The organism is Bradyrhizobium sp. NBAIM03 (assembly GCF_020194055.1).
In the GTDB taxonomy this organism is placed as follows: domain Bacteria; phylum Pseudomonadota; class Alphaproteobacteria; order Rhizobiales; family Xanthobacteraceae; genus Bradyrhizobium; species Bradyrhizobium yuanmingense.
Window position 1 is genome coordinate 82,183 of record NZ_JADYVS010000019.1, and the last position, 20,677, is coordinate 102,859.

The 20,677-nt window shown below is 65.2% G+C and carries 22 protein-coding genes; 12 read left to right on the plus strand and 10 right to left on the minus strand.

What is annotated here, in order from left to right:
- Positions 1 to 3: 3 nt before the first annotated feature.
- A complete protein-coding gene (locus I6F21_RS25745; RefSeq protein WP_225113667.1) occupies positions 4 to 726 on the plus strand; it encodes a DUF2569 family protein in 723 nt (240 codons plus the stop codon).
- 153 nt (positions 727 to 879) lie between these two features.
- Positions 880 to 2,019 (plus strand): amidohydrolase/deacetylase family metallohydrolase, encoded by a 1,140-nt coding sequence (locus tag I6F21_RS25750; RefSeq protein WP_225127105.1) that lies wholly within the window; start codon positions 880 to 882, stop codon positions 2,017 to 2,019.
- A 44-nt stretch (positions 2,020 to 2,063) separates the two neighbouring features.
- On the opposite strand, the gene I6F21_RS25755 is transcribed toward I6F21_RS25750, so the two are convergent.
- Entirely contained in the window at positions 2,064 to 2,789 is a 726-nt protein-coding gene (locus I6F21_RS25755) for an alpha/beta hydrolase (RefSeq protein ID WP_225183600.1), read from the minus strand.
- Positions 2,790 to 2,909: 120 nt separating this feature from the next.
- Here I6F21_RS25755 and I6F21_RS25760 point away from each other — a divergent pair, with 120 nt between their 5' ends.
- Positions 2,910 to 3,890 (plus strand): helix-turn-helix domain-containing protein, encoded by a 981-nt coding sequence (locus I6F21_RS25760; RefSeq protein WP_225183601.1) that lies wholly within the window; start codon positions 2,910 to 2,912, stop codon positions 3,888 to 3,890.
- 153 nt (positions 3,891 to 4,043) lie between these two features.
- Here the strand turns inward: I6F21_RS25760 and I6F21_RS25765 are convergent, their stop codons facing one another.
- The 5 genes from I6F21_RS25765 to I6F21_RS25785 are packed head-to-tail and all read right to left on the minus strand — an operon-like array spanning position 4,044 to position 8,103.
- Positions 4,044 to 5,189 (minus strand): acyl-CoA dehydrogenase family protein, encoded by a 1,146-nt coding sequence (locus tag I6F21_RS25765; protein WP_225183602.1) that lies wholly within the window; start codon positions 5,187 to 5,189, stop codon positions 4,044 to 4,046.
- Positions 5,190 to 5,202: 13 nt separating this feature from the next.
- Entirely contained in the window at positions 5,203 to 6,030 is an 828-nt protein-coding gene (locus tag I6F21_RS25770; RefSeq protein WP_225137656.1) for an SDR family oxidoreductase, read from the minus strand.
- Positions 6,031 to 6,050: 20 nt separating this feature from the next.
- Entirely contained in the window at positions 6,051 to 6,461 is a 411-nt protein-coding gene (locus I6F21_RS25775; RefSeq protein ID WP_036042459.1) for a MaoC family dehydratase, read from the minus strand.
- Positions 6,458 to 6,913 carry a MaoC family dehydratase N-terminal domain-containing protein gene (locus tag I6F21_RS25780; RefSeq protein ID WP_225157224.1) on the minus strand — a complete coding sequence of 152 codons (456 nt, stop codon included), beginning with the start codon at positions 6,911 to 6,913 and terminating at the stop codon, positions 6,458 to 6,460. Before I6F21_RS25780 ends, I6F21_RS25775 begins: the two co-directional genes overlap by 4 nt.
- Before the next feature lie 8 nt (positions 6,914 to 6,921).
- Positions 6,922 to 8,103, minus strand: coding sequence for a lipid-transfer protein (locus tag I6F21_RS25785; protein ID WP_225137650.1), 1,182 nt, complete (start codon positions 8,101 to 8,103; stop codon positions 6,922 to 6,924).
- An 88-nt stretch (positions 8,104 to 8,191) separates the two neighbouring features.
- Here I6F21_RS25785 and I6F21_RS25790 point away from each other — a divergent pair, with 88 nt between their 5' ends.
- Positions 8,192 to 8,929, plus strand: a complete 738-nt coding sequence (locus I6F21_RS25790; RefSeq protein ID WP_225150764.1) for a TetR/AcrR family transcriptional regulator — start codon at positions 8,192 to 8,194, stop codon at positions 8,927 to 8,929.
- Entirely contained in the window at positions 8,926 to 10,482 is a 1,557-nt protein-coding gene (locus I6F21_RS25795) for a long-chain fatty acid--CoA ligase (protein ID WP_225183603.1), read from the plus strand. Before I6F21_RS25790 ends, I6F21_RS25795 begins: the two co-directional genes overlap by 4 nt.
- A gap of 122 nt (positions 10,483 to 10,604) precedes the next feature.
- Here I6F21_RS25795 and I6F21_RS25800 read toward each other — a convergent pair whose 3' ends face one another.
- Positions 10,605 to 11,546, minus strand: coding sequence for an SDR family oxidoreductase (locus I6F21_RS25800; protein WP_225183604.1), 942 nt, complete (start codon positions 11,544 to 11,546; stop codon positions 10,605 to 10,607).
- A gap of 72 nt (positions 11,547 to 11,618) precedes the next feature.
- Between I6F21_RS25800 and I6F21_RS25805 the strand changes: the two genes are divergently transcribed.
- Together I6F21_RS25805 and I6F21_RS25810 are read left to right on the plus strand one after the other, a co-directional pair.
- On the plus strand, positions 11,619 to 12,275 hold the full coding sequence (locus I6F21_RS25805; protein WP_225183605.1) for a TetR/AcrR family transcriptional regulator: 657 nt from the start codon (positions 11,619 to 11,621) through the stop codon (positions 12,273 to 12,275).
- 126 nt (positions 12,276 to 12,401) lie between these two features.
- Positions 12,402 to 13,079 carry an alpha/beta family hydrolase gene (locus I6F21_RS25810; protein WP_225183606.1) on the plus strand — a complete coding sequence of 226 codons (678 nt, stop codon included), beginning with the start codon at positions 12,402 to 12,404 and terminating at the stop codon, positions 13,077 to 13,079.
- Between the two features lie 3 nt (positions 13,080 to 13,082).
- Here I6F21_RS25810 and I6F21_RS25815 read toward each other — a convergent pair whose 3' ends face one another.
- The gene (locus I6F21_RS25815) at positions 13,083 to 14,057 is read right to left on the minus strand and encodes a ketopantoate reductase family protein (protein ID WP_225113680.1); all 975 of its coding nucleotides are present in this window, start codon (positions 14,055 to 14,057) and stop codon (positions 13,083 to 13,085) included.
- 151 nt (positions 14,058 to 14,208) lie between these two features.
- On the opposite strand from I6F21_RS25815, the gene I6F21_RS25820 reads away from it, so the two are divergent.
- The gene (locus tag I6F21_RS25820; protein ID WP_225183607.1) at positions 14,209 to 15,012 is read left to right on the plus strand and encodes an enoyl-CoA hydratase-related protein; all 804 of its coding nucleotides are present in this window, start codon (positions 14,209 to 14,211) and stop codon (positions 15,010 to 15,012) included.
- A 3-nt stretch (positions 15,013 to 15,015) separates the two neighbouring features.
- Here I6F21_RS25820 and I6F21_RS25825 read toward each other — a convergent pair whose 3' ends face one another.
- On the minus strand, positions 15,016 to 15,288 hold the full coding sequence (locus I6F21_RS25825; RefSeq protein WP_225183608.1) for a hypothetical protein: 273 nt from the start codon (positions 15,286 to 15,288) through the stop codon (positions 15,016 to 15,018).
- Between the two features lie 112 nt (positions 15,289 to 15,400).
- On the opposite strand from I6F21_RS25825, the gene I6F21_RS25830 reads away from it, so the two are divergent.
- The 4 genes from I6F21_RS25830 to I6F21_RS25845 all read left to right on the plus strand — a co-directional run bounded on the left by I6F21_RS25830 (position 15,401) and on the right by I6F21_RS25845 (position 19,499).
- Positions 15,401 to 16,768: an FAD-dependent oxidoreductase gene (locus I6F21_RS25830; protein WP_225183609.1), complete on the plus strand. Its 1,368-nt coding sequence runs from the start codon at positions 15,401 to 15,403 to the stop codon at positions 16,766 to 16,768.
- 30 nt (positions 16,769 to 16,798) lie between these two features.
- Entirely contained in the window at positions 16,799 to 17,803 is a 1,005-nt protein-coding gene (locus I6F21_RS25835; protein WP_225183610.1) for an ABC transporter substrate-binding protein, read from the plus strand.
- Between the two features lie 108 nt (positions 17,804 to 17,911).
- Complete coding sequence (locus tag I6F21_RS25840) at positions 17,912 to 18,685, plus strand: ABC transporter ATP-binding protein (protein WP_225183611.1); 774 nt, start codon at positions 17,912 to 17,914, stop codon at positions 18,683 to 18,685.
- The gene (locus I6F21_RS25845; protein WP_225183612.1) at positions 18,678 to 19,499 is read left to right on the plus strand and encodes an ABC transporter permease; all 822 of its coding nucleotides are present in this window, start codon (positions 18,678 to 18,680) and stop codon (positions 19,497 to 19,499) included. Before I6F21_RS25840 ends, I6F21_RS25845 begins: the two co-directional genes overlap by 8 nt.
- 120 nt (positions 19,500 to 19,619) lie before the next feature.
- Here the strand turns inward: I6F21_RS25845 and gtdA are convergent, their stop codons facing one another.
- Complete coding sequence (gtdA, locus tag I6F21_RS25850; RefSeq protein WP_225183613.1) at positions 19,620 to 20,660, minus strand: gentisate 1,2-dioxygenase; 1,041 nt, start codon at positions 20,658 to 20,660, stop codon at positions 19,620 to 19,622.
- Positions 20,661 to 20,677: the final 17 nt, after the last annotated feature.

A 20,677-nucleotide genomic window follows, 5' to 3' on the forward strand; every position in this document is an offset into this window, starting at 1 on the left:
TGCATGGCGGACTCATGGTACTACGCTGAGGGCGGGCAGCGGCGCGGCCCGTTCTCGATTTCTGAACTCCTCACGCTTCTCGCGGGTATCGCCGATCCTCGGCGCGTGCTGGTCTGGCGGCACGGCTTCGAGAATTGGAAGCCGGCCGGGGAGGTGCACGAGATCACGCAGCAGCTCCTTCAATCGCCGCCGCCAAGCCCAGCATCGCCGCCGGTTGAGGTCATTCGCGAGGCGGCCGCTCCCGCAGAAGACGGCGCTTCATTCAAGGACGTCCAGCCAGAGATGACCGGCATCAGCGGCTGGCTCGGGCTTCTGGCCTTCGGCCAAATGATCGGCATCGTGCGCCTAGTCGTCAATACCGCGCAATATGTGCAGTCGATCTCCAGCGAGACCTGGGTGCAATTCTCAATCGTATTTTGGGGCGAGATTGCGATGAACGTCGCGCTGATCGGTCTCGCAATCTGGACGGCGGTGCTCCTGTTCATGCATTCCCGTAGATTTCCAGCGTTCTTCATTGTGCAGATGATCTGTGCGGTACTGATCCCGTTGATCGATCTGGTTTGGGTTGCATCGATCTTTTCCATCGGCTTGAACCGTCCGTTCGGTGATTTTTTCACTATCGAACCTCTTCAAGTCGCACGAATGGTCGTCGGTGCGATCAGTGCCGCGATTTGGATAACCTATGTCCTTCGCTCCCGTAGAGTCGCGAATACGTTCACGGAGTAAGCCGTCATGCATCTGGCGGCCCGCAAGCCGAGCGGACAGGATGCCCGCTGATTTGCTCGGCTGGTGCAAAAATTGCTAACAGAAGGGGCCGGGCCGGAAGGGGCACCTTCCAGCCCGGTCCATGCCTGTCCGTTGCCATACCCGGAGACCATGATGCCTTTTGACTTGATCCTTCGCGGCGGAAGGGTCATTGACCCCTCGCAGAAGCTCGATGCCGTGACGGATGTCGCATTTTCGAACGGCAAGGTTGCCGCTGTTGGCACAGGGCTCAAGGCGGATCCGGGCACGGAGGTGCGTGACGTCTCCCGGTTCATCGTGACGCCGGGACTCATCGATCTCCACACCCATGTCTACTGGGGCGGCACCTCGCTCGGCATTGATGCCGAGGAGTTCTGCCGCCTCTCCGGCGTCACCACGGCGGTGGATACCGGCAGCGCTGGCCCCGGCAATTTCGCCGGCTTCCGCAAGCATGTGATCGAGCCGAGCCAGGTCCGCATCCTCGCCTATTTGCACGTCTCGCATGCCGGCATCTTCGGCTTCTCGCACCGGATTATGGTCGGCGAGAGCGAGGAGCTGCGCCTGATGAATCCGATCGAGGCGGCCGAAGTGGCCGATGCCAACCGCGATCTCATCGTCGGCATCAAGGTGCGCGTGGGCCTGCATTCGTCGGGCACGTCGGGCGCGGTGCCGCTCGACATCGCGCTCGAGGTCGCGAACGAGGTCGGCATGCCGCTGATGGCGCACATCGATCATCCGCCCCCGAGCTATGAGGACGTGTTGGCGAGGCTGCGTCCCGGCGACGTGCTGACCCACGCGTTCCGCCCCTTCCCGAACACGCCGGCGACGGCGCAAGGCACCGTGAAGAAGGCGGTGCTGGAAGCGCGCGAGCGCGGCGTGCTGTTCGATATCGGCCACGGCAAGGGTTCGTTCGCGTTCAAGACCGCGCGCGCCATGCTGGCCAATGGTTTCCATCCGGACACGATTTCCTCGGACATCCATCAGCTGTGCATCGACGGACCGGCCTATGACCAGGTGACGACCATGTCGAAGTTCCTGTGCATGGGCATGGAGCTGCCGGATGTGATCGCGGCATCGACGGTGAATGCGGCGATGGCGCTGCGGCGTCCTGAGCTCGGCAGCCTCAAGCCGGGCAGCGTCGGCGACGCCACGTTGATCTCGGTGCGGCAGGGCCAGTTCGACTATGAAGACGTCGTCGGCGAGCACCTGATCGGCGATCGCAAGATCGTGTCCGAAGGCGTCGTCATCGGCGGCCGCTGGTGGCATCCGAATTGAGCGGCGCGCGCGGATCGTGACCACGTGCTCGCATGACGCACTGATCAGTCGCGCCCCGCCTCCATGATCGCCTTGGCGAGCCGCGCCGGATCGGAGAAGCACAGCTCGTGGCTTCCCGGCACCTGCACCAGGCGGAACAGGCCGAGCTTCTCCGACAGGCGCGGATGCCAGCCATGGCTGTGCGGCATCGCGGTATCCTCGGTGCAGTTGATGTAGGATTTGGCCAGCGGCATCTCGGCCGGATTGCTCTTGAGCATGATCTTGTCGCTGAAGGTCGCCAGCGGATGCGGGTTGAGCACGTCATAAGCGCGCTGCGCCGTCTCCAGATCGGCATCGTTGATGAAGGCCTCGCGCCAGATCGGGAAGGGCAGCACCACCGAGCCGTCGCCGCGCTCGGCCGCGATGGCGTCGAACAGTCCGATATAATGCGGCGGCACCATGTCGTTGAGGCATTCGCCGTCATTGGGCACGAAGGCATTCCAGTAGACCAGGCGGCGGATGCGCTCCGGCGCGAGGTCGGCAACGCCAGTGATGACCATGCCGCCATAGGAATGGCCGAGCAGGATGACGTCCTTCAGATTATTCTCGGCCAGGTAGTCCGCGATCGATTGGATCGCTTCCTTCAACCCGGTCGTCTTGGCATCGCCCGGACGGTTGCCCTTGATGGTGGGGGTATGGACCTGATGGCCGGCGGCGCGGATCGGCGCGGCGACCGGCTCGAGCTCGGCGCCTGTATGCCAGGCGCCATGGACGAGAACGTAGGTCGACATATTGTGGCTCCTCCCGAGGGTGTGGTTAGATCGGCGCAGCGTCGCCGCACGGCAAGTGTGGACCGGCGACCGATTTGCCGCTTGGCTGGAAGTGAACCGTATTGGTCTCGGAGTGAACCGATGCAGCAGATCGAGCGCCCCGTCCCGTCGCGCCACTCGGCCTGGAATACGGTGGGTGTACGGCCTCACGAGCAATTCGCCTATTATCGCGAGGCAATCTGCCAGGCTTTCATGAATCTGACGCCGGAGCCGGCGGCGGCAAGCGGCTTTCCCGCCAGCGTCGAGCACGTCCGTCTCGGTGATGCCGCGATCAACCGCGTCAGCTTCCCTGAGCATTTGGTGCGCCGTTCCGCGGCCGATATTGCGGCGTCGGATCGCAGCTGCTTCTACCTCAACCTGAAGCTGGCCGGCCGCTGCCGCATCCAGCAGGACGGTCGCGAGATCAGCCTGTCGCCCGGACAGGTCGGCATCTTCGACAGCGACCGCCAGTTCGCGCTCCTGCACGATCGTGGCCCGCAGCTGCGCGTCGCCTCGTTCTGGGTGCCGGCAGAAGCCTTGCGTGAACGGCTGCCGGCTTCGTTCGACGTCGTTGCGGCACGCCTCTCGGACGATCCCGTCGTCGGCCACCTCATTGTCGAGACCGCGCGCACGCTCAGCGAGGGCGCGCTGCAGATGAGCGAGGACGAAGGTGTGCGGCTGTTCCGGGCGCTGATCGAATTGGTTGCCGTGAGCCTGTCGCGAAGCAGCCGCCTGCACGCAGCTGAAGCCGAGAGTCTCGCCGATGCAACCACGCTGGCGGTGAAACGTGCCATCCACCGGCGGCTCCGCCAGCCGGGACTTGCGGTCGCAGACGTCGCCGCCGCCGTCGGCATCAGCGAGCGCTACGTGCACAAGCTGCTGGCGCGATCGGGCTCAGGCTTCACCGACTACGTCATCGACCATCGTCTCGACGGCGCGGCCAGGGATCTCAGGAATCCCACGATGGCGGAGCACGCGATCGGCGCCATCGCGTTCGATTGGGGTTTTTCGGACCTCTCCCACTTCACCCGCCGCTTCAAGCAGCGCTTCGGCTGCCGGCCGCGCGACTGGCGCGCGCGGTGAGGGAAGTTTGCGTGCGGGCCGCTTATGGCAACGCCGTAGCCCCGATCTCCGCTCGTCGTCCCGGATCGGCGCTCCGCTCCGCTTCGCTTGTCCGGGACGACGAGTTGGGATTGCCGTGCAGGGGTGCGCGCCTCTCCCCGACAGCGACCTGATCTACAAGGATCTGGCGATCAAGAGCTTCATGATCTCGTTGGTGCCGCCATAGATCTTCTGGATGCGGGAATCGATGAAGATGCGCGAGATCGGGTATTCCTGCATGTAGCCGTAGCCGCCGAACAGCTGCAGGCATTCGTCGGCGGTCTCGACCTGCTTCTCCGAGCACCAATATTTCGCCATCGATGCCGTCACGGTATCGAGGTCCTTGGCGACCAGGCGCTCGATGCACCAATCGACGAAGACGCGCGCGATCATCGCCTCGGTCTTGCGCTCGGCCAGCGTGAAGGCGGTGTTTTGGAAATCCATCAGCGGCTTGCCGAACGCCTTCCGCTCCTTGGTGTAGTCGGTGGTGAGCTTGACCGCGCGCTCCATCGAGGCGACGGCGCCGACCGCGAGCGCAAGGCGTTCCTGCGGCAATTGCTGCATCAACTGGACAAAACCCTGGCCCTCCTCCTTGCCGAGCAGGTTTTCCGGCGGCACGGTCACGTTGTCGAAAAACAGCTCCGAGGTGTCGGAGGCGTGCAGGCCGATCTTGTCGAGGTTGCGCCCGCGCTTGTAGCCGTCCGCGCCCGCGGTCTCGACCACGATCAGCGAAATGCCTTTGGCGCCTAGCTCGCCGGTGCGCGCGACCACGATGACGAGGTCGGCGGCCTGGCCGTTGGTGATGAACGTCTTCTGGCCGTTGATGACGTAGGAATTGCCCTGCTTCTTCGCCGTAGTTTTCACGGCTTGCAGATCGGAGCCGGTGCCGGGCTCGGTCATGGCGATGGCGCCGACCATCTCGCCGGACGCCATCTTCGGCAGCCAGCGTTTCTTCTGCTCCTCCGAGCCGTAGTTGAGGATGTAATGCGCGACGATGGCGCTGTGCACGGAGACGCCGGTGGTCAGCTCCGGCACCGTGCTTTCGAGATCGGCGAGCACGGCGGCGTCATAGGCGAAGGTCGCGCCCAGGCCGCCATATTCCTCCGGCACGCTCGCCAGCAGCGCGCCCATCTCGCCGAGCCCGCGCCAGGCGAAGCGGTCGACCATCTTCTGCTCGCGCCATTTCTCGGCATGCGGCGCCAGGTCCTTGGCGAGATATTTGCGGAACTGGTCGCGGAAGACGTCGAGCTCTTCGGTCATCCAGGACGATCGATAATGCATCAGCGCCTCGCTCTCAGACAATCAGGCCGCCGCCGGCGACGACCACCTGACCACTGATATAATTGGATTCCGGACTGCAGAACAGATAGACGGCGTCGGCCGCCTCTTCCGGCGTACCGCCGCGGCCGAGCGGGATCATGCGCGACATGGCTTCCAGCATGTGCGGCTGCACGCCGACCTTGATGTCCCGGCCGGCGACGTCGATGGTCTTCTGCTGCGCCTCGATCGGCTGGGTCAGGCGGGTGTTGATGAGGCCGAAGGCGACGCAATTGACGTTGACCTTGTAGCGGCCCCACTCCTTACACATGGTTCGGGTCAAGCCGATTAGCGAGGCCTTGGCCGAGGAATAGCTGGCCTGCCCGGCATTGCCGTAGAGACCTGCGATGGAGGAGATGTTCACGACCTTGCGGAACACCTCGCGTCCCTCTTCGGCCTCCTTCTTGGAGAAGACGCGGATCGGCTCGGCGGCCGCGCGCAGGATCCGGAACGGCGCGACGAGGTGGACGTCGAGCATGGCCTGGAACTGCTCGTCGGTCATCTTCTGGATGGTGGAGTCCCAGGTATAGCCGGCATTGTTGACGATGATGTCGAGCCCGCCGAACTTGTCCAGCGCGGCGCCGACGAAGCGATCGGCGAAGCCCGCCTCGGCGACGCTGCCGTTCACGGCAGTGGCATTGCCGCCGAGTGCCTCGATCTCCGCGACCACGGCGTTGCCGGGCTCGGCATCGAGGTCGTTGACGACCACCCTAGCGCCTTCGCGCGCCAGCTTGAGCGCGATCGCGCGTCCGATGCCGCGGCCCGAGCCGGTGACGAGCGCGACCTTTCCCTGCAGTTTTGTCATTTGAATGAGTCCTCTTGCTGTCACAGCGCGACGACGGCGCTGCCTTCGAGCTTGACCTCGCCGCGATCGTCCTTGGTGGTGAGCGCGAGCCTTGCGCGACGCTCGCCGTCCTCGACGAAGAGCTCGGTCACGGTGCCTTCGCAAGTGAGCTTGGCGCCGAGCTGAGTGATCGAGACGAACCGGGTCGCAAAGCTGCGGAGCTTCGACGGCGGCACCACATCCGTCAGCGCCTGCCCAAGACAGGCCATCACCAGCATGCCGTGAGCGAACACATCGGGAAATCCGGCCGCCTTGGCGAAGTCGATGTCGACGTGGATCGGATTATGATCGCCCGATGCACCGCAATAGAGCGCGAGCGTGTGGCGGGTGATCGGCGGAAAGACCTTGTGGACGATGCGGTCGCCGGCCCTTATGTCTCCGGATGCCGTCATGACGCCGCCTCGTTGCGGACGACGATGGTGCGCGTGGTATCGGCGACGTGAACGCCGTCCTGGTTGGTCACCTCGCATCGGATGCCGATCAGCGTCATCGCGCCGCCCTTCTTGTCCACGACGCTGGTCACCTGCGGTCGAAACGTCAGGGTGTCGCCGACCAGAACCGGGGCGTGATAGGCGAAGCTTTGCTCACCATGCAGCACGCGGGACAGATTGATGCCGAGCGCGGCGAACATTTCGAAGGGGTCGTCGACGTCCATCATCTCGAGGCAGAACAGATAGGTCGGCGGCACCGGCATGGCGGTGAACCCGGCCGCCCGGGCAGCATCCGCATTGCGGTAGACCGGATTCTGTTCACCCAGCGTGTTGAGGAAGTAGCGGAGACGGCCGGGCTCCACGCGCGCGGTGACCGGCGTGAAGCTGCGCCCTACGGCGGACTGGTCGACCATGGCCGATATCAGTGCCGCTTGTAGAGCGTGACGACGCAGGCGCCGCCGAGGCCCAGATTGTGCTGGAGCGCGACCTTGGCACCCTCGACCTGCGTCGAGCCTGCGGTGCCGCGCAGCTGCCGCGTCAGCTCGTAGCACTGCGCAAGCCCGGTGGCGCCGAGCGGATGTCCCTTGGACAGCAATCCGCCGGACGGATTGGTCACGATCCGGCCGCCATAGGTATTGTCGCCGTCATTGATGAACTTGCCGGCTTCACCCTCGCCGCAGAGGCCGAGCGCCTCGTAGGTGATGAGCTCGTTATGGGCAAAGCAGTCGTGCAGCTCCACCACGTCGAGATCACCGGGGCCGATGCCGGCGCTCTCATAAACCCGGCTGGCCGCCTCTTTTGCCATGTCGTAGCCGACCAGCTGCATCATGTCGCCGGCCTTGAAGGTCGAGGGCGTATCGGTGGTCATGGCCTGCGCTGCGATGCGTACTTCTTTGCCGATGCCATGCTTGTCCGCAAAGCGCTCGGAGACCAGCACGGCGGCGGCGCCGCCGCAGGTCGGCGGGCACGCCATCAGGCGCGTCATCACGCCCGGCCAGATCACCTGGTCGTTCATCACGTCGTCCGCTGTGACTTCCTTGCGGAAAAGCGCGAGCGGATTGTTCTTCGCATGTCGGCTCGCCTTGGCGCGCACCTTGGCGAAGGCGTCGAGCGGCGTGCCGTATTTCTTCATGTGGCTGAGCCCGGCGCCGCCGAAATAGCGCAGCGCCAGCGGAATGCCGGGGGCGTCGATCAGCTGGTCCGCAGCCGCGTCGAACTCCTCGAACGCGCTCGGGCGATCGGTGTAGACGCTGCCGAGCGCGCCGGGTTTCATCTGCTCGAAGCCGACCGCCAGCACGCAATCCAGTGCCCCGCTTGCGATCATCTGCCGCGCCATGAACAGCGCGGTCGATCCGGTCGAGCAATTGTTGTTGACGTTGACGATGGGGATGCCGGTCATCCCGACGGGGTAGAGCGCGCGCTGCCCGCAGGTGGAATCGCCATAGACGTATCCGACATAGGCCTGCTCGATCTTCTCATAGCCGAGGCCGGCATCGGCGAGCGCGAGCTTGACGGCTTCCGTTCCCATCTCGTGATAGGGGGCGCTGGCGCCCGGCTTGGCGAACGGAATCATGCCGACCCCGGCGACGACCACGTCAGACATCGCTTCCTCCCAATAAATTACCCGTTGGACTTTTTCTTACCCATGGGTAACATATCGTCCGATCTCCACCAGAGTCAACCGACCGACCATGGATTCAGCGCCGCCCGCTCCGCCGTCATCGCCTTCGCCCTGGCTGCCGTTCGAGAGCCGGCGCCGCGCCCGCGACGAGAAGCGCGAGGCGGTGCTGCGCGCCGCCGTGCAGCTGTTCCTGGAGCAGGGCTATCATCGCGCAACGCTGAACGAGGTTGCGGACCGGCTGAACATCACCAAGCCCGCGCTGTACAATTACTTCCGCGGCAAGGACGAGATCCTGTTCGAATGCTGGTCGATGGGCGCCGAACTCGTCGACGGCGTGATCACGGAGATCAACGCCGGCGGCGGTTCGGGTCTCGCCAAGCTGCGCAAGCTGGTGCACGCCTATGCCGAACTGATGGCGACCGATTTCGGCGCGAGCCTGGTGCGTTTCGATTTGCGCGATCTGGCCGAGCGGAACGCCGGTGTCGCACGCGCCGCCAAGAGGCGGATCGACGCCACCTTCCGGCGATACATTACTGCAGGCATTGCTGACGGTTCGATCAGGCCTTGCGATCCAAAGCTTGCAGCCTTCGCGATCGCGGGTTCGCTCAATTGGATCGGCCATTGGTATCGACGGGAGGGCAAGCTGTCGCCGACCGCGATCGCCGACGAGTTCACGGTGCGGCTGACGGACGGCCTGGCGGCCGAGGTTCGGCTGCAAATGACAAAGAAGACGCCGAGGGCGCCGCAAGGGCGCAACTCAGGACGCAAAGCAACAGGGAAGAAACGCACGGGAGGAGGAACGGGATGAACATCGCGCACGGCCTGCGCAGGGCGCTGCAGATCAATCCGAATGGGCTGGCGACCGTTTATGGCCAGCGGCGGCGCAGCTGGGGCGAACTCGGCGAGCGCGTTACACGGCTGGCCGGCGGCCTGCGCACGCGCGGCGTCGGGAACGGCGACCGTGTTGCGGTGCTGTCCTTCAACTCGGACCGCTATCTCGAGCTCTATCTGGCGACCGGCTGGGCGGGAGGCGTGATCGTGCCGCTCAACATCCGCTGGAGCGCGCTGGAGAACGAGGATGCGCTGCGCGACTGCCGCGCGTCCGTTCTGCTGGTCGACAAGGCCTTTGCGCAGGTCGGCGCGCAGCTCGCCGGCGCCATTCCGGGGCTGAAGCTGATCTATGCCGACGATGGCGAGGCGCCGGCGGGGATGGAGAGCTATGAGGCTTTGGTTGCGGGCAGCGCTCGGGTGCCCGACGCCATGCGCAAAAGCGACGATCTCGCCGGCATCTTTTACACCGGCGGCACCACCGGCCGTTCCAAAGGCGTGATGCTCAGTCACCAGAATCTGATGGCCAATGCGCTCAACGCACTCGGCGAAGGCCTGTTTCCGGCAAGCGCGATCTATCTGCATGCGGCTCCGATGTTTCACCTTGCCAACGGGGCGGCGATGTATTCGCTGCTGCTCTCCGGCGGCTCGAACGTGATCGTTCAGGGCTTCACGCCCGAAGGCGTGATGGCTGCGATGCAGAACGAGCGCGTCACCGACGTGCTGCTGGTGCCCACGATGATCCAGATGTTCGTCGATCACCCCGCGATCGGCAAATACGACCTCTCGTCCCTGAAGAACATCATCTACGGGGCCTCGCCGATCAGCGAGGCGGTGCTCGACCGTGCCGCGCGCGCACTGCCGCATGTCCGTTTCACGCAGGCCTACGGCATGACAGAATTGTCGCCGATCGCGACGCTGCTGCATCCCGACGAGCACATCGGGGAGGGGCGCGGGAAGGGGCGCCATCGCGGTGCCGGCCGTGCCACGCTCGGTTGCGAGGTGCGGATCGTCGACGAGAACGACCAGCCGCTGCCGGCGGGCGCCGTCGGCGAGATCGTGGTGCGCGGCGACACCGTGATGATGGGCTATTGGGAGCGGCCGGAGGAGACCGCGCGCGCCGTCGTCGACGGCTGGATGCACACGGGCGATGGCGGCTACATGGACAAAGATGGGTTCATCTATGTCGTCGACCGCGTCAAGGACATGATCATCTCGGGCGGGGAGAATGTGTACTCGGTCGAGGTCGAGAACGCGCTGGCGCAGCATCCGTCGGTGCTGCAATGCGCCGTGATCGGAATTCCCAATGAGCAATGGGGAGAGCAGGTCCATGCCGTCGTGGTCAAACGCAGCGGCGTAGAGGTTTCGACCGGCGAGCTGATCGAGTTCACGAAGACGTTGATTGCCGGCTACAAATGTCCGCGCAGCATCGAGATCACCGAGACGCCGCTGCCGTTGTCCGGTGCCGGCAAGGTGCTGAAGCGCGAGCTGCGCAGGCCGTTCTGGGAGGGGCGGGAACGGCGGGTCAGCTGACGGCTCCCGCGCGTTACGGCCTGCGCGCCGAGGACGCGCGAAGATTGATGTTTTCCAGATCGTGGTCGCGCGGATACGCCCACCGGGATCGCCATGAACTGTGTTTTCAGGCTGCGTCCGATCTAGCCATGAGCCGTCTTGCCGCCGTCGATCACGAACTGGCCGCCGGTCGTGTAGGGATGATCGTCGGAGGCCAGCACCAGCGCAAAAGCCGCGATCTCCTCAGGCGCTGCCACGCGCTGTAACCCCGGGACGTTGGATTTGGCCCATTGCGCGATGCCGATATGCCAGGCCGCATCGGGCAGGCCCTCCATGCCGGCGAGCCGGCGGATCATCGGGGTGTCCGTGGTGCCGGGGATCAAGGTGTTGATGCGGATGCCATGCTTTGCGTAGTCGAGTGCCGCGGCCTGCACCAGGCCGACCAGTCCCCGCTTGGCAGCCGAATAGGCCGAGCGCTTGGCCGACGTCGCAATGGCGTTCGACGAGGAGGTGACGACGATCGATCCGCCTTTCTCCAGCATGTGCGGGATTTGATATTTCATCGACAGGAACACGCCGCGCAGATCCGTGCCGATCACGTCGTCGAATTCGGCCGCGCTGAATTCATGCAGCGGCTTCTCGATTGAGATGCCGGCATTGTTGAAGGCGACGTCGAGCCGTCCGTAGCGCGCGATGGTCGTATCGACCAGCGCCTTCACCTCGGATTCGTGGCGCAGGTCGGCGCGAATGAAGACGGCCTCGCCGCCGGACTCGCGCACCTCGGTCTCCACCTGCTTGCCACGGTCGGCATTGCGCCCGCAAAAGGCGACGCGGCCGCCCTCGGCGGCGAACATCAGCGTTGCGGCCCGCCCAATTCCGGAGGTGCCGCCCGTGACGATGACGACCTTGCCCGCGAACCTTTGCTTGCCGCTCGGCTTTTGCTGCGGCAGCGCCGCGCCCTGGCCGAGCGCCACGCCGCCGGCGAGGCCGCCGACGGCACCTGCGAGCATGCCGAGGGCCGCGCCCCCGACCAGATGACGCCGCTTTACGGGATGGCTCGCGGTGATATTCTGCATTTCGGTCATTTCGAACTCCGGTCCGCTCAATCTGAACAGTGTTAAGATAGATATGCTGCAATCTGAACAGTGTCAAGTTACATGAAGAAACGGCCCCCCGCCGCCAAGCGCAGCACCGCTCCGACCCGGCCAAAGCCGGAGGTCGGATACCATCACGGCGAATTGCAGGAGGCGCTGATCGCCGCGAGCGAAGCCATTCTCGCCGAGCAGGGTGCGGAAGCCTTCACGCTGCGCGAAGCCGCACGCCGCGCCGGCGTTTCGCCGGCCGCGCCGTCGCATCATTTCGGCAACGCCCAGGGCCTTCTCACCGAAGTGGCGATCCGCGGCTACGACGCGCTTGCCGGCGCCTTGCGCGAGGCGGCCTCCGGCAAGCAGGGCACCCGCGACAAGCTCCATGCCCAGGGGCTTGCTTATGTCGATTATGCGTTGAGGCATCCCGGCCGTTTCCAGATGATGTTTGCCAACAAGCGGCTGGTTGCCGACGATGCGCGCCTGAAGCAGGCGAGCAGGGCCGCCGGCCATGCGTTCGAGGTCGTCGTCGCCGAGCTGACCGGCGGCACCGCGAAGGAGGCGAAGACGGCGGCTGCGGCGGCCTGGTCCACCGTTCACGGCTTTGCCAAGCTTGCGCTCGAGGAGAAATTCGGCTCTGTGAACAACGAGGTCGGACGCCGCGAGATCATGATGACGCTCGATCAGGTCCTGAACTATCTCTGGCCCGCGAGCGGCACGCGCCGCTAGAGCATGATCCGGAAAAGTGCGAAGCGGTTTTCCGGAAGGATCATGCGCAGACAACAACCCAAAGCGCGATGACGATTCATCCAGATCTCATCGCGCTTTAGATACAAATCGAGGTTTGCGTAGGTCATGACGGGCAAGACGACAGAGCTCAAGTTCGACATCGAGCGCATCGGCACGGTCTCGGCGATCCTGACGCAGCCGACCCACGCGCGCGCCTGCTACGTCCTGGCGCACGGCGCCGGCGCAGACATGCGGCATTCCTTCATGGAGAATGTTGCAGCCGGCCTTGCCGAACGCGGCATTGCGACGTTCCGCTTCAATTTTCCCTACATGGAAGCGAAGAAGGGACGTCCTGACCCGCCCGCAATCGCACACGCGAGCGTGCGCGCCGCGGTCGCGGAGGCGGGGCGGCTCTGCCCCGGGCTGAAGCTCGTTGCCGGTGGAAAATCATTCGGCGGCCGCATGACCTCGCAGGCGCAGTCGAAGTCGCCGCTCCCCGATGTCAAAGGGCTGGCCTTCCTCGGCTTTCCCCTCCATGCTGCCAAGAAGCCGTCGAGCGAGCGCGCCGAGCACCTCGCTGCAATCGCGATTCCCATGCTGTTCCTGCAAGGCACACGCGATGAGCTTGCCGATCTTGCCCATCTCGAGCCCGTCATCGAGCGGCTCGGGCGTAAGGCGACGCTGCATGAGGTCGCAGGCGGCGACCATTCCTTTGCGGTGCTCAAGAAATCCGGCCGTAGCAATGACGAGGCGCTCAACGAGGTGCTGGACACGCTCGCGGCCTGGATCGATGCGCTCGCCTGAGGCTCACGCGGAATAAAGCCCCTTGTCGCGCGCCTTCTGGATCGCGAGCGCGGCGATCAGGTCGAGCGTCGGCGTGGACAGGCCGGCGGTGCGCGCGAAGGCCTGGGGCGCCTTCACCAGCACGTCGATTTCCATGGCGCGGCCGAGCTCGTAATCCTGCAGCAGCGACGGCTTGTGGTTGGGGGCGGGGCCGCTGCGGCTGGCACGCTTGACCTCGGGAATGAAGTATTGGGCGATTTCGTTGGCCTCGTTCAGCATGCGCGGAATCACCTCCGTGAAGGCGGGGTCGTCGCGCACGCCGCGCGCGGTCTGGCCGGTGAGCAGGCACAGCACCGACAGCGACATGTTGGTCAGCAGCTTTGACCAGATCGCCTCGCGGATCTCGGCGACCGGCGGCGATTCCAGCCGCGCATCGTTGAAGACGCCGCGCAGTTTCGTGATCCGCTCGCAATTGCGGTCGTCGCATTCGCCGATCAGGAGGCGGTTGCGGTCCGGCGTCAGGTTCTGCACCACGCCGGGCGCGATCACCTCGTTGGAGGAGAAGATCACGCCGCCGATGATCCGCTCCTTTGGGATGCAGGCGCGCAGGCGCCCGCCGGGATCGAGGAATGAAATGTCGGGCGGTGTCGGGTGCCGCGGCGGCAGGCCGATACCGTACCACCAGGGAATGCCGTTCTGCGCGAACACGATCGCGGTGTCGTCCTGGAGCAGCGGCTTGATGCTGGAAACCAGTCCCTGAAGCGCCGTCGCCTTCAAGGTCGAGATCACGACGTCCTGCGGGCCGAGCTGGGCCGGGTCGCCTGACGCGTTCACCTTGGCGCCGACCTCGGAATCGCCGACGCGCAGCTTGAGCCCACCCGCGCGGGCCGCCTCCAGATGCGCGCCCCGCATCACGCAGCTGACCTCATGGCCGGCGCGCGCCAGCCGTACCGCAATGTGGCTGCCGACGGCGCCTGCGCCGAAAATGCAGATGCGCATGTTGATATCCCGTGTCCATCCCGTGGTGTCGCCCGGCGCCAGCATGACACAAGCCGCCATGCGATGGACGCGGCCACCCTACGCCGGAAAGATATGGATCAGGGCAGGCGCGCTCAGCCATAGTGTGCGGCAAACAACCGGAGGACCGCCGATGAGTACCAGCCCCGTCCTGTGGAGCCTCGATGAACGCGGGGTTGCGACCGTCACGTTGAACCGGCCGGAGGTCAACAACGCGTATGACGGCGCGCTGATCTCAGGCGTGCTCGCGGCCATGGACGACCTCGGCAGCAAGCTCAATTTGCGCGTCGTCGTGCTCCGGGGCAACGGCAAGCACTTCCAGGCCGGCGCCGACCTCAAATGGATCAACAGTGTGCGTCCGCAATCGCGCGAGGCGAACGAGGCGGCCTCGCGGGCGACGTTCGAAGCCGTGCAGCGGCTCAACACGTTGCCGATCCCCACCGTTGCGCTGGTGCAGGGCGGCTGTTTCGGGGGCGGTACCGGCGTCATCGCGGCTTGCGATGTCGTGATTGCCGCCGACAACGCCCTGTTCTCGATCGCCGAGGTGCGCTGGGGCCTGACCGCCGCGATCATCATCCCGCAGCTCTGCGATGCCATTAGTGTACGGCAAGTCCGCCGCTACGCGCTGACCGGCGAGCGCTTCGGCGCCGAAGACGCCCGCCGCATCGGCCTCGTCCACGAGGTGGTGCCGCTCGCCGATCTCGAGGCCGCAGGCGCCAAGGTGGTCGAGCAGCTGCTCGCCAACGGACCGGAGGCCATGGCCGAAACCAAGCGGCTCGCGCTGGAGAGCTCGTTCGGCGGCATGGCCGTGGACGATGGCGCTTACACCCGGCTCGTGCAGCTGCATTCGCTCAAGCGCCAGAGCGCGGAGGCGGCGGAGGGACTGACCTCCTTCGCCGAGAAGCGGGCGGCGAATTGGGGCAGTGGCAAAGGTTAGACGTCAGCAGCCGCGGCAGATGTTGTTGATGCTGCGATAGACCGCGTCGTCGTCCTGCCGCAACTGGCGCAGCGTGTCGAGCGTCGTGCTCTCAACCGCCGGCGTGGCCGGCTTGCGCTTAGCCGACAGGTCTTCCTCCTGCCGCTTGTAGCAGGCCTCGCGATCGGGCTTGGCGGGGATGAAGCGGCAGTTTTGCTCCACGGCCGAGGCGGGAACGGCCGAGATCGCGAGGGCGATAGAAGCGGCGAAGCAGTATCTGACGATGATCGAATCCATGCCTGCACTTGTCTCAGGTCCACCGTTAGCGAGCAACCGCGATCTTGCGGGCATGAGGACCGCCGGCTAAGCCGTGATCCAGTTCGAACCAGATTCCGGGAAGGAACGCGCCATGTGGGCCACGACGATCGACGAACCAGCGCGCAAAGTACCGCTCTATGGCGAATATGAAGTCGTCGTGCTCGGCGGCGGGCCGGCCGGCATCGTGGCGGCAGCCGCAGCGGCGCGCGCGGGGCGGAAGACGCTGCTGATCGAACGTTACGGCTTTCTCGGCGGCATGGGCACAGCGGCCGGCGTCACCAATTTCTGCGGCCTGCACGGCAATGTCCATGGCGAGCACCGGCGGCTGGTGCAGGGGCTGGCCTCGGAGCTGCTGGCGCGGATCGATCGCTTGAACGGCCTTAACGCGCCGCATCTGATCCTCGGCAAGGTTTTTGCCCAGGCCTATGACACCGCCGCCTACAAGATCGCGGCCGACCAGCTGCTCGCCAGCCATAAGGTGAATATGCTCTTCCACGCCCTCGGCGCCGGCGTCGTGATGGCCGATGAGCGCCGCATCGACGCGATGCTGATCGAGACCAAGGCTGGCCGGCAGGCGGTGCGCGCGGAAATCTTCATCGACTGCTCCGGTGACGGCGATCTCGCCGTGTGGGCCGGCGCGCCGTTCGAGATCGGCGACGAGCACGGCCATCCGCTCTACCCCTCGATGATGCTCCGTCTCAACGGCATCGATCCCGCCAGGGCCGGCGAGGCCTGGCGCACCATTCCGCAATTGATGGAAAAGGCCGTCGCGGCCGGCACCCACACATTCCCGCGCAAGAGCGCCATTGTACGGCCGCAGAAATCCGGGATCGAATGGCGGGTGAACTTCACCCAGGTGGCGCGCGAGGACGGTCATGCCATCAACGGCATCGAGCCCGACGATCTCACCCGCGGCGAGATCGAGGGCCGCAAGCAGGCGCTCGCCGCCTACGAATTCCTGCGCAGCGCGGTGCCCGGGTTTGAGAAGTCCTACATCGTCGATCTGCCGCCACAGCTCGGCATCCGCGAGACCCGCCGCATCGAGGGCGGCTACCAGCTCAGCGGCGAGGACGTGCTCGGCTGTGCCTCGTTCGCGGACTCCATCGGCGTCAACGGCTGGCCGATCGAGGCCCATGTGCCCGGCGACGTCGTCTTCACCTTCCCGCCCATCCCGGAATCGCGCGGCTACAACGAGCTGCCTTACCGGATGCTGGTCCCTGAAGGCGTCGACAATCTCCTGGTCGCGGGCCGCTGTGCCTCGATGACCCACGAGGGCCAGTCGGCGGCGCGGGTCTCGGGGGCCTGCTTTGCGATGGGTGAAGCCGCCGGTTCCGCCGCCGCGCTGGCGCTGTCCGGAAACCGGATTCCACGCGAAATCCCCATTGAAAAGTTGCAGGAAACGTTGAAACAACAGGGCGCCTTCATCGGACGGGATCAGGCGGTGCCCGAAGGCCTGTAACGCACTGCAAGACAAAGCGGAGGAAACGGGATGATCGGGATTGCGCGGCTCGCGGTAGGGGGCCTGATGGCGATCATGGCAATGGGCACGGCACGGGCCGAGGATGTGCTGAAAGCCAGGATCGGCGTGCTCCGCCTGTCTTCATCGGCGCCGGTCTTCATCGCGCTGGACAAGGGCTATTTCCGTGAGGCCGGGTTGGAGGTCGAGCTGAAGTTCTTCGACGCAGCGCAGCCGATTGCGGTTGCCACCACCTCGGGCGACGTCGATTTCGGCGTCACCGCCTTCACCGCCGGGCTCTACAATCTCGGCGGCAAGGGGGTACTGAAGGTGATCGGCGGCATGAGCCGCGAGAAGCCCGGCTATCCCCTGATCGGCTATTTCGCCAGCAACAACGCCTATGCGAGCGGCCTGAAGACGCCGAAGGACCTCGCGGGCAAGCGCGTTGCGATGACGCAGGTCGGCTCGAGCTTCCATTATTCGCTCGGCCTGCTCGCCGACAAATACGGCTTCAAGCTCGCGGACGTGAAGATCGTGCCGCTGCAATCGCTGTCGAATGCCGCCGCTGCGCTCAAGGGCGAGACCGTCGATGCCGCCTTGCTCCCGATCTCGACGGCGCGAAAGCTGATGGACGAGGGCGGCGCGAAATTCCTGGGCTGGGTCGGCGACGAGACGCCGTGGCAGCTGGGGGCGGTATTCGCCGCGCCGAAGACGCTGGCCAACAAGGCGATGGTGACGAAATTCCTCGGCGTGCTTGCAAAGGCCGACCGCGAATATCACGACGTCATTCTGGCTTCGATGAAGGATGGCGTTGCCCCCATCAACGAACGGACAAAACCGCTGCTGGAGATCATCGCAAAGTACACCAACCTGCCGGTCGAGCAGGTGGTCGGCAACTGCGCCTATATCGATCCCGACGGCAAGCTCGACGTGAAGAACGTCGACAACCAGATCAAATGGCTGCAGGAGCAGGGCTTCGTCGACAAGGGCTTTGATGCGGAAGCGATCATCGCGAAGGAATTCGTAAAGGCGGATTGATGTTTGCTGTCCTTCCGGGGCGATGCGAAGCATCGAACCCGGAATCTCGAGGTTCCGGGTCTGGTCGGTCGGGCCATCCCGGAATGACGCAGGGATAGACGAGATCGCATGGACCTGATCGCCAGCCACATCACCCATCGCTTCGGCGATCTCGCCGTGCTCGACGACGTCTCTTTCACCGTCGGTGCCGGCGAGGTGGTGGCGATCGTCGGGCCCTCCGGCTGCGGCAAGAGCACGCTGCTGTCGATCCTCGGCGGGCTCTTGCAGCCGACCTCCGGCGCGCCGGAGCTGCGCGGCGCGCCGCCGGCGGACAGTCTCAATCCGCTGACTTTCGTGTTCCAGGACTTTGCGCTGCTGCCCTGGGCGACGGTCGAAGAGAACGTCGAATTCCCCCTGCTGCACACCCAGCTCTCGGCGGCGCAGCGCCGCGCGTTGGTCGAGGATGCGCTGCGCCGCACCGGCCTCACCGATTTTCGCTGGACCTATCCCAAGCAGCTCTCGGGCGGCATGCGCCAGCGCGTCGGCATCTCGCGCGCGCTGGCGGTGAGGCCCGCGATCCTCTTGATGGACGAGCCGCTCTCGGCGCTGGATTCGCAGACTCGCGAGCTCTTGATGGAGGATTTCATCCGCCTGCTCGCAGATGGCGGCATGGGCGCGGTCTACGTGACCCACAATCTCGAAGAGGCCGTGCGGCTTGCCGACCGCATCATGGTGCTGTCGCGGCGTCCCGGCCGCATCCGCGAGGTCGTCATCGTGCCTATGACGCGGGCGGCCCGCGGCGAAGCGGCGGCGCGCGAAAAGCTGCTGGCGCTGCAGAATCAGATCTGGTCGCTGATCCGCAACGAGGCGATCGATGCCGAGCGCGAGGTCCAGCATGCTTGACCGCGCGGCAGCGGACACGGCCAAGAACGAAGCGACGCGGCCCGTCCACTTTCGTGGCGCGGGCTTCGTGCCCGCGTCGAGCAGGTATGGCGGCTGGATCGCGCTCGCTTTGGTGATCGCGATCTGGCAGGCGGCGGGCAGCGCCGGCCTTGTTAATGCGCTGTTTCTGCCGACCCCTTCCGCGATTGTCCGCGCGATTTACCAGCTCGCTGTTTCCGGCGCACTCTGGCAGCATGTTTCAGCCTCGCTGCTGCGGATCGGCGTCGGCTGGCTGTTGGGAACGGCGGCCGGCATCGCCGTCGGCTTCGCCATCGGCCTGTCCAGGCTCGCGCGCAGCGTCGGCATCACCTTCATCTCGGCGCTGTTTCCGATCCCGAAGATCGCGCTGCTGCCGCTGCTCATTCTCTGGCTTGGTATCGGCGAAGAGCCGAAGATCGCGACCATTGCGCTCGGGGTATTCTTCTCGACCGCGATCTCGGTCTATAGCGGCGTCGATGCCGTGCCGCGCAACCTGATCCGCATGGCGCAGAGCTTCAACGTTCCGTTCGCCACCATCGTGCGCAAGGTGATCTGGCCGGGCGCGCTGCCGGCGATCCTTGCCGGCTTCCGCATCACCGCCTCCGTCGCGCTGCTGCTGGTCGTCAGCGCCGAAATGATCGGCGCGCAATACGGCGTCGGCGCCTTCGTGCTGCAGGCCGGCAACCTGATGCAGACCGATCAGCTGCTCGCCGGCGTCGTGATCCTGTCGGCCTTTGGGCTGGCGGTCGGGAAGGTGATCGGCTGGCTGGAGATGCGGCTGTTGCACTGGCGCTAGATACGATCACCGGCGCCGTAGGGTGGGCAAAGCGAAGCGTGCCCACCATTCCTTCATGAGCCGCGAAGACGTGGGCACGGCGCAAGGGCGCCTTTGCCCACCCTACGAGACCGGCGACCGTCACGCGTTCCCGCGGTCTTCCCTGAACAGATCCAGCTTCTGCTGCACCGGCCGATCCGAGAAGCTGAACAGCACGGCGTCCTCATCCGCCTCGTGCGTCACCCAATGCCAGCTCGGCACCACGAACAGGTCGCGCGGGCCCCATTCGAACATTGTATCGCCGACGCGGCTCCGACCCTTACCCTCGATCGGGCAGAACACCGTCGCATCGGTCGAACGATAGCGCGCGGTGTTGAAACCCTTCGGCAGCAGCTGGATGAAGGTGCCAATCGTCGGCATCGCGAAATCGCCGGTCTCGGGGTTGCTGAACTTCAGCTTGAGGCCGTGGCAGGCGTCCCATTCCTGGCTCGTCCTGGCCTTCTCCAGCGCCTCGCGGGTGTAGGCATAGGGATAGCTGAAGATCGGCGAAGTCTTCGAGCTCCGCTTCACATCAACGGGCAGGAGGTTGTGGCCGTAGCGGGCAAAGCTGTCGCCCGCGGGCTTGGTGATCTTCTGCTGGTCTTCCTTCGCGCCTTCGGCAAAGGAGCAGTCGAAGAATTGCACCAGTGGAATGTCGAGGCCGTCGAGCCAGAACATCGGCTGATCGGTCTCGTTGGAATGATCGTGCCAGGTCATCGACGGCGTGATGATGAAGTCCCCGGGCTCCATCGCGGTGCGCTCGCCGTCCACCGCGGTGTGGGCGCCTTTGCCTTCGAGCACGAAGCGCAGCGCCGACTGGCTGTGCCGGTGCGCAGGCGCGACGTCGCCGGGCACCACCATCTGCACGCCGGCATAGAGCGAAGTCGTGATCTTGGATTGCCCGCGCAGCCCCGGGTTCTCCAGCACCAGCACGCGCCGCTCGGCTTCCTTGGCGGTGATCAGCTTGCCGGCCTCCGTCATGTAGTCTCGGATGACGTCGAACTTCCAGACGTGTGGCCGGCAGGCGCTCTTCGGCTCCGGCGTGATCAGGTTGCTCATCACCGTCCACAGCGCGGTGAGATTCTCGCCGTCGATCTTCCGGTAGAACGCCTCGCGTTCCGGCGTCTTGGTCACGGCTTCCATGGTTGCTGCTCCCGATC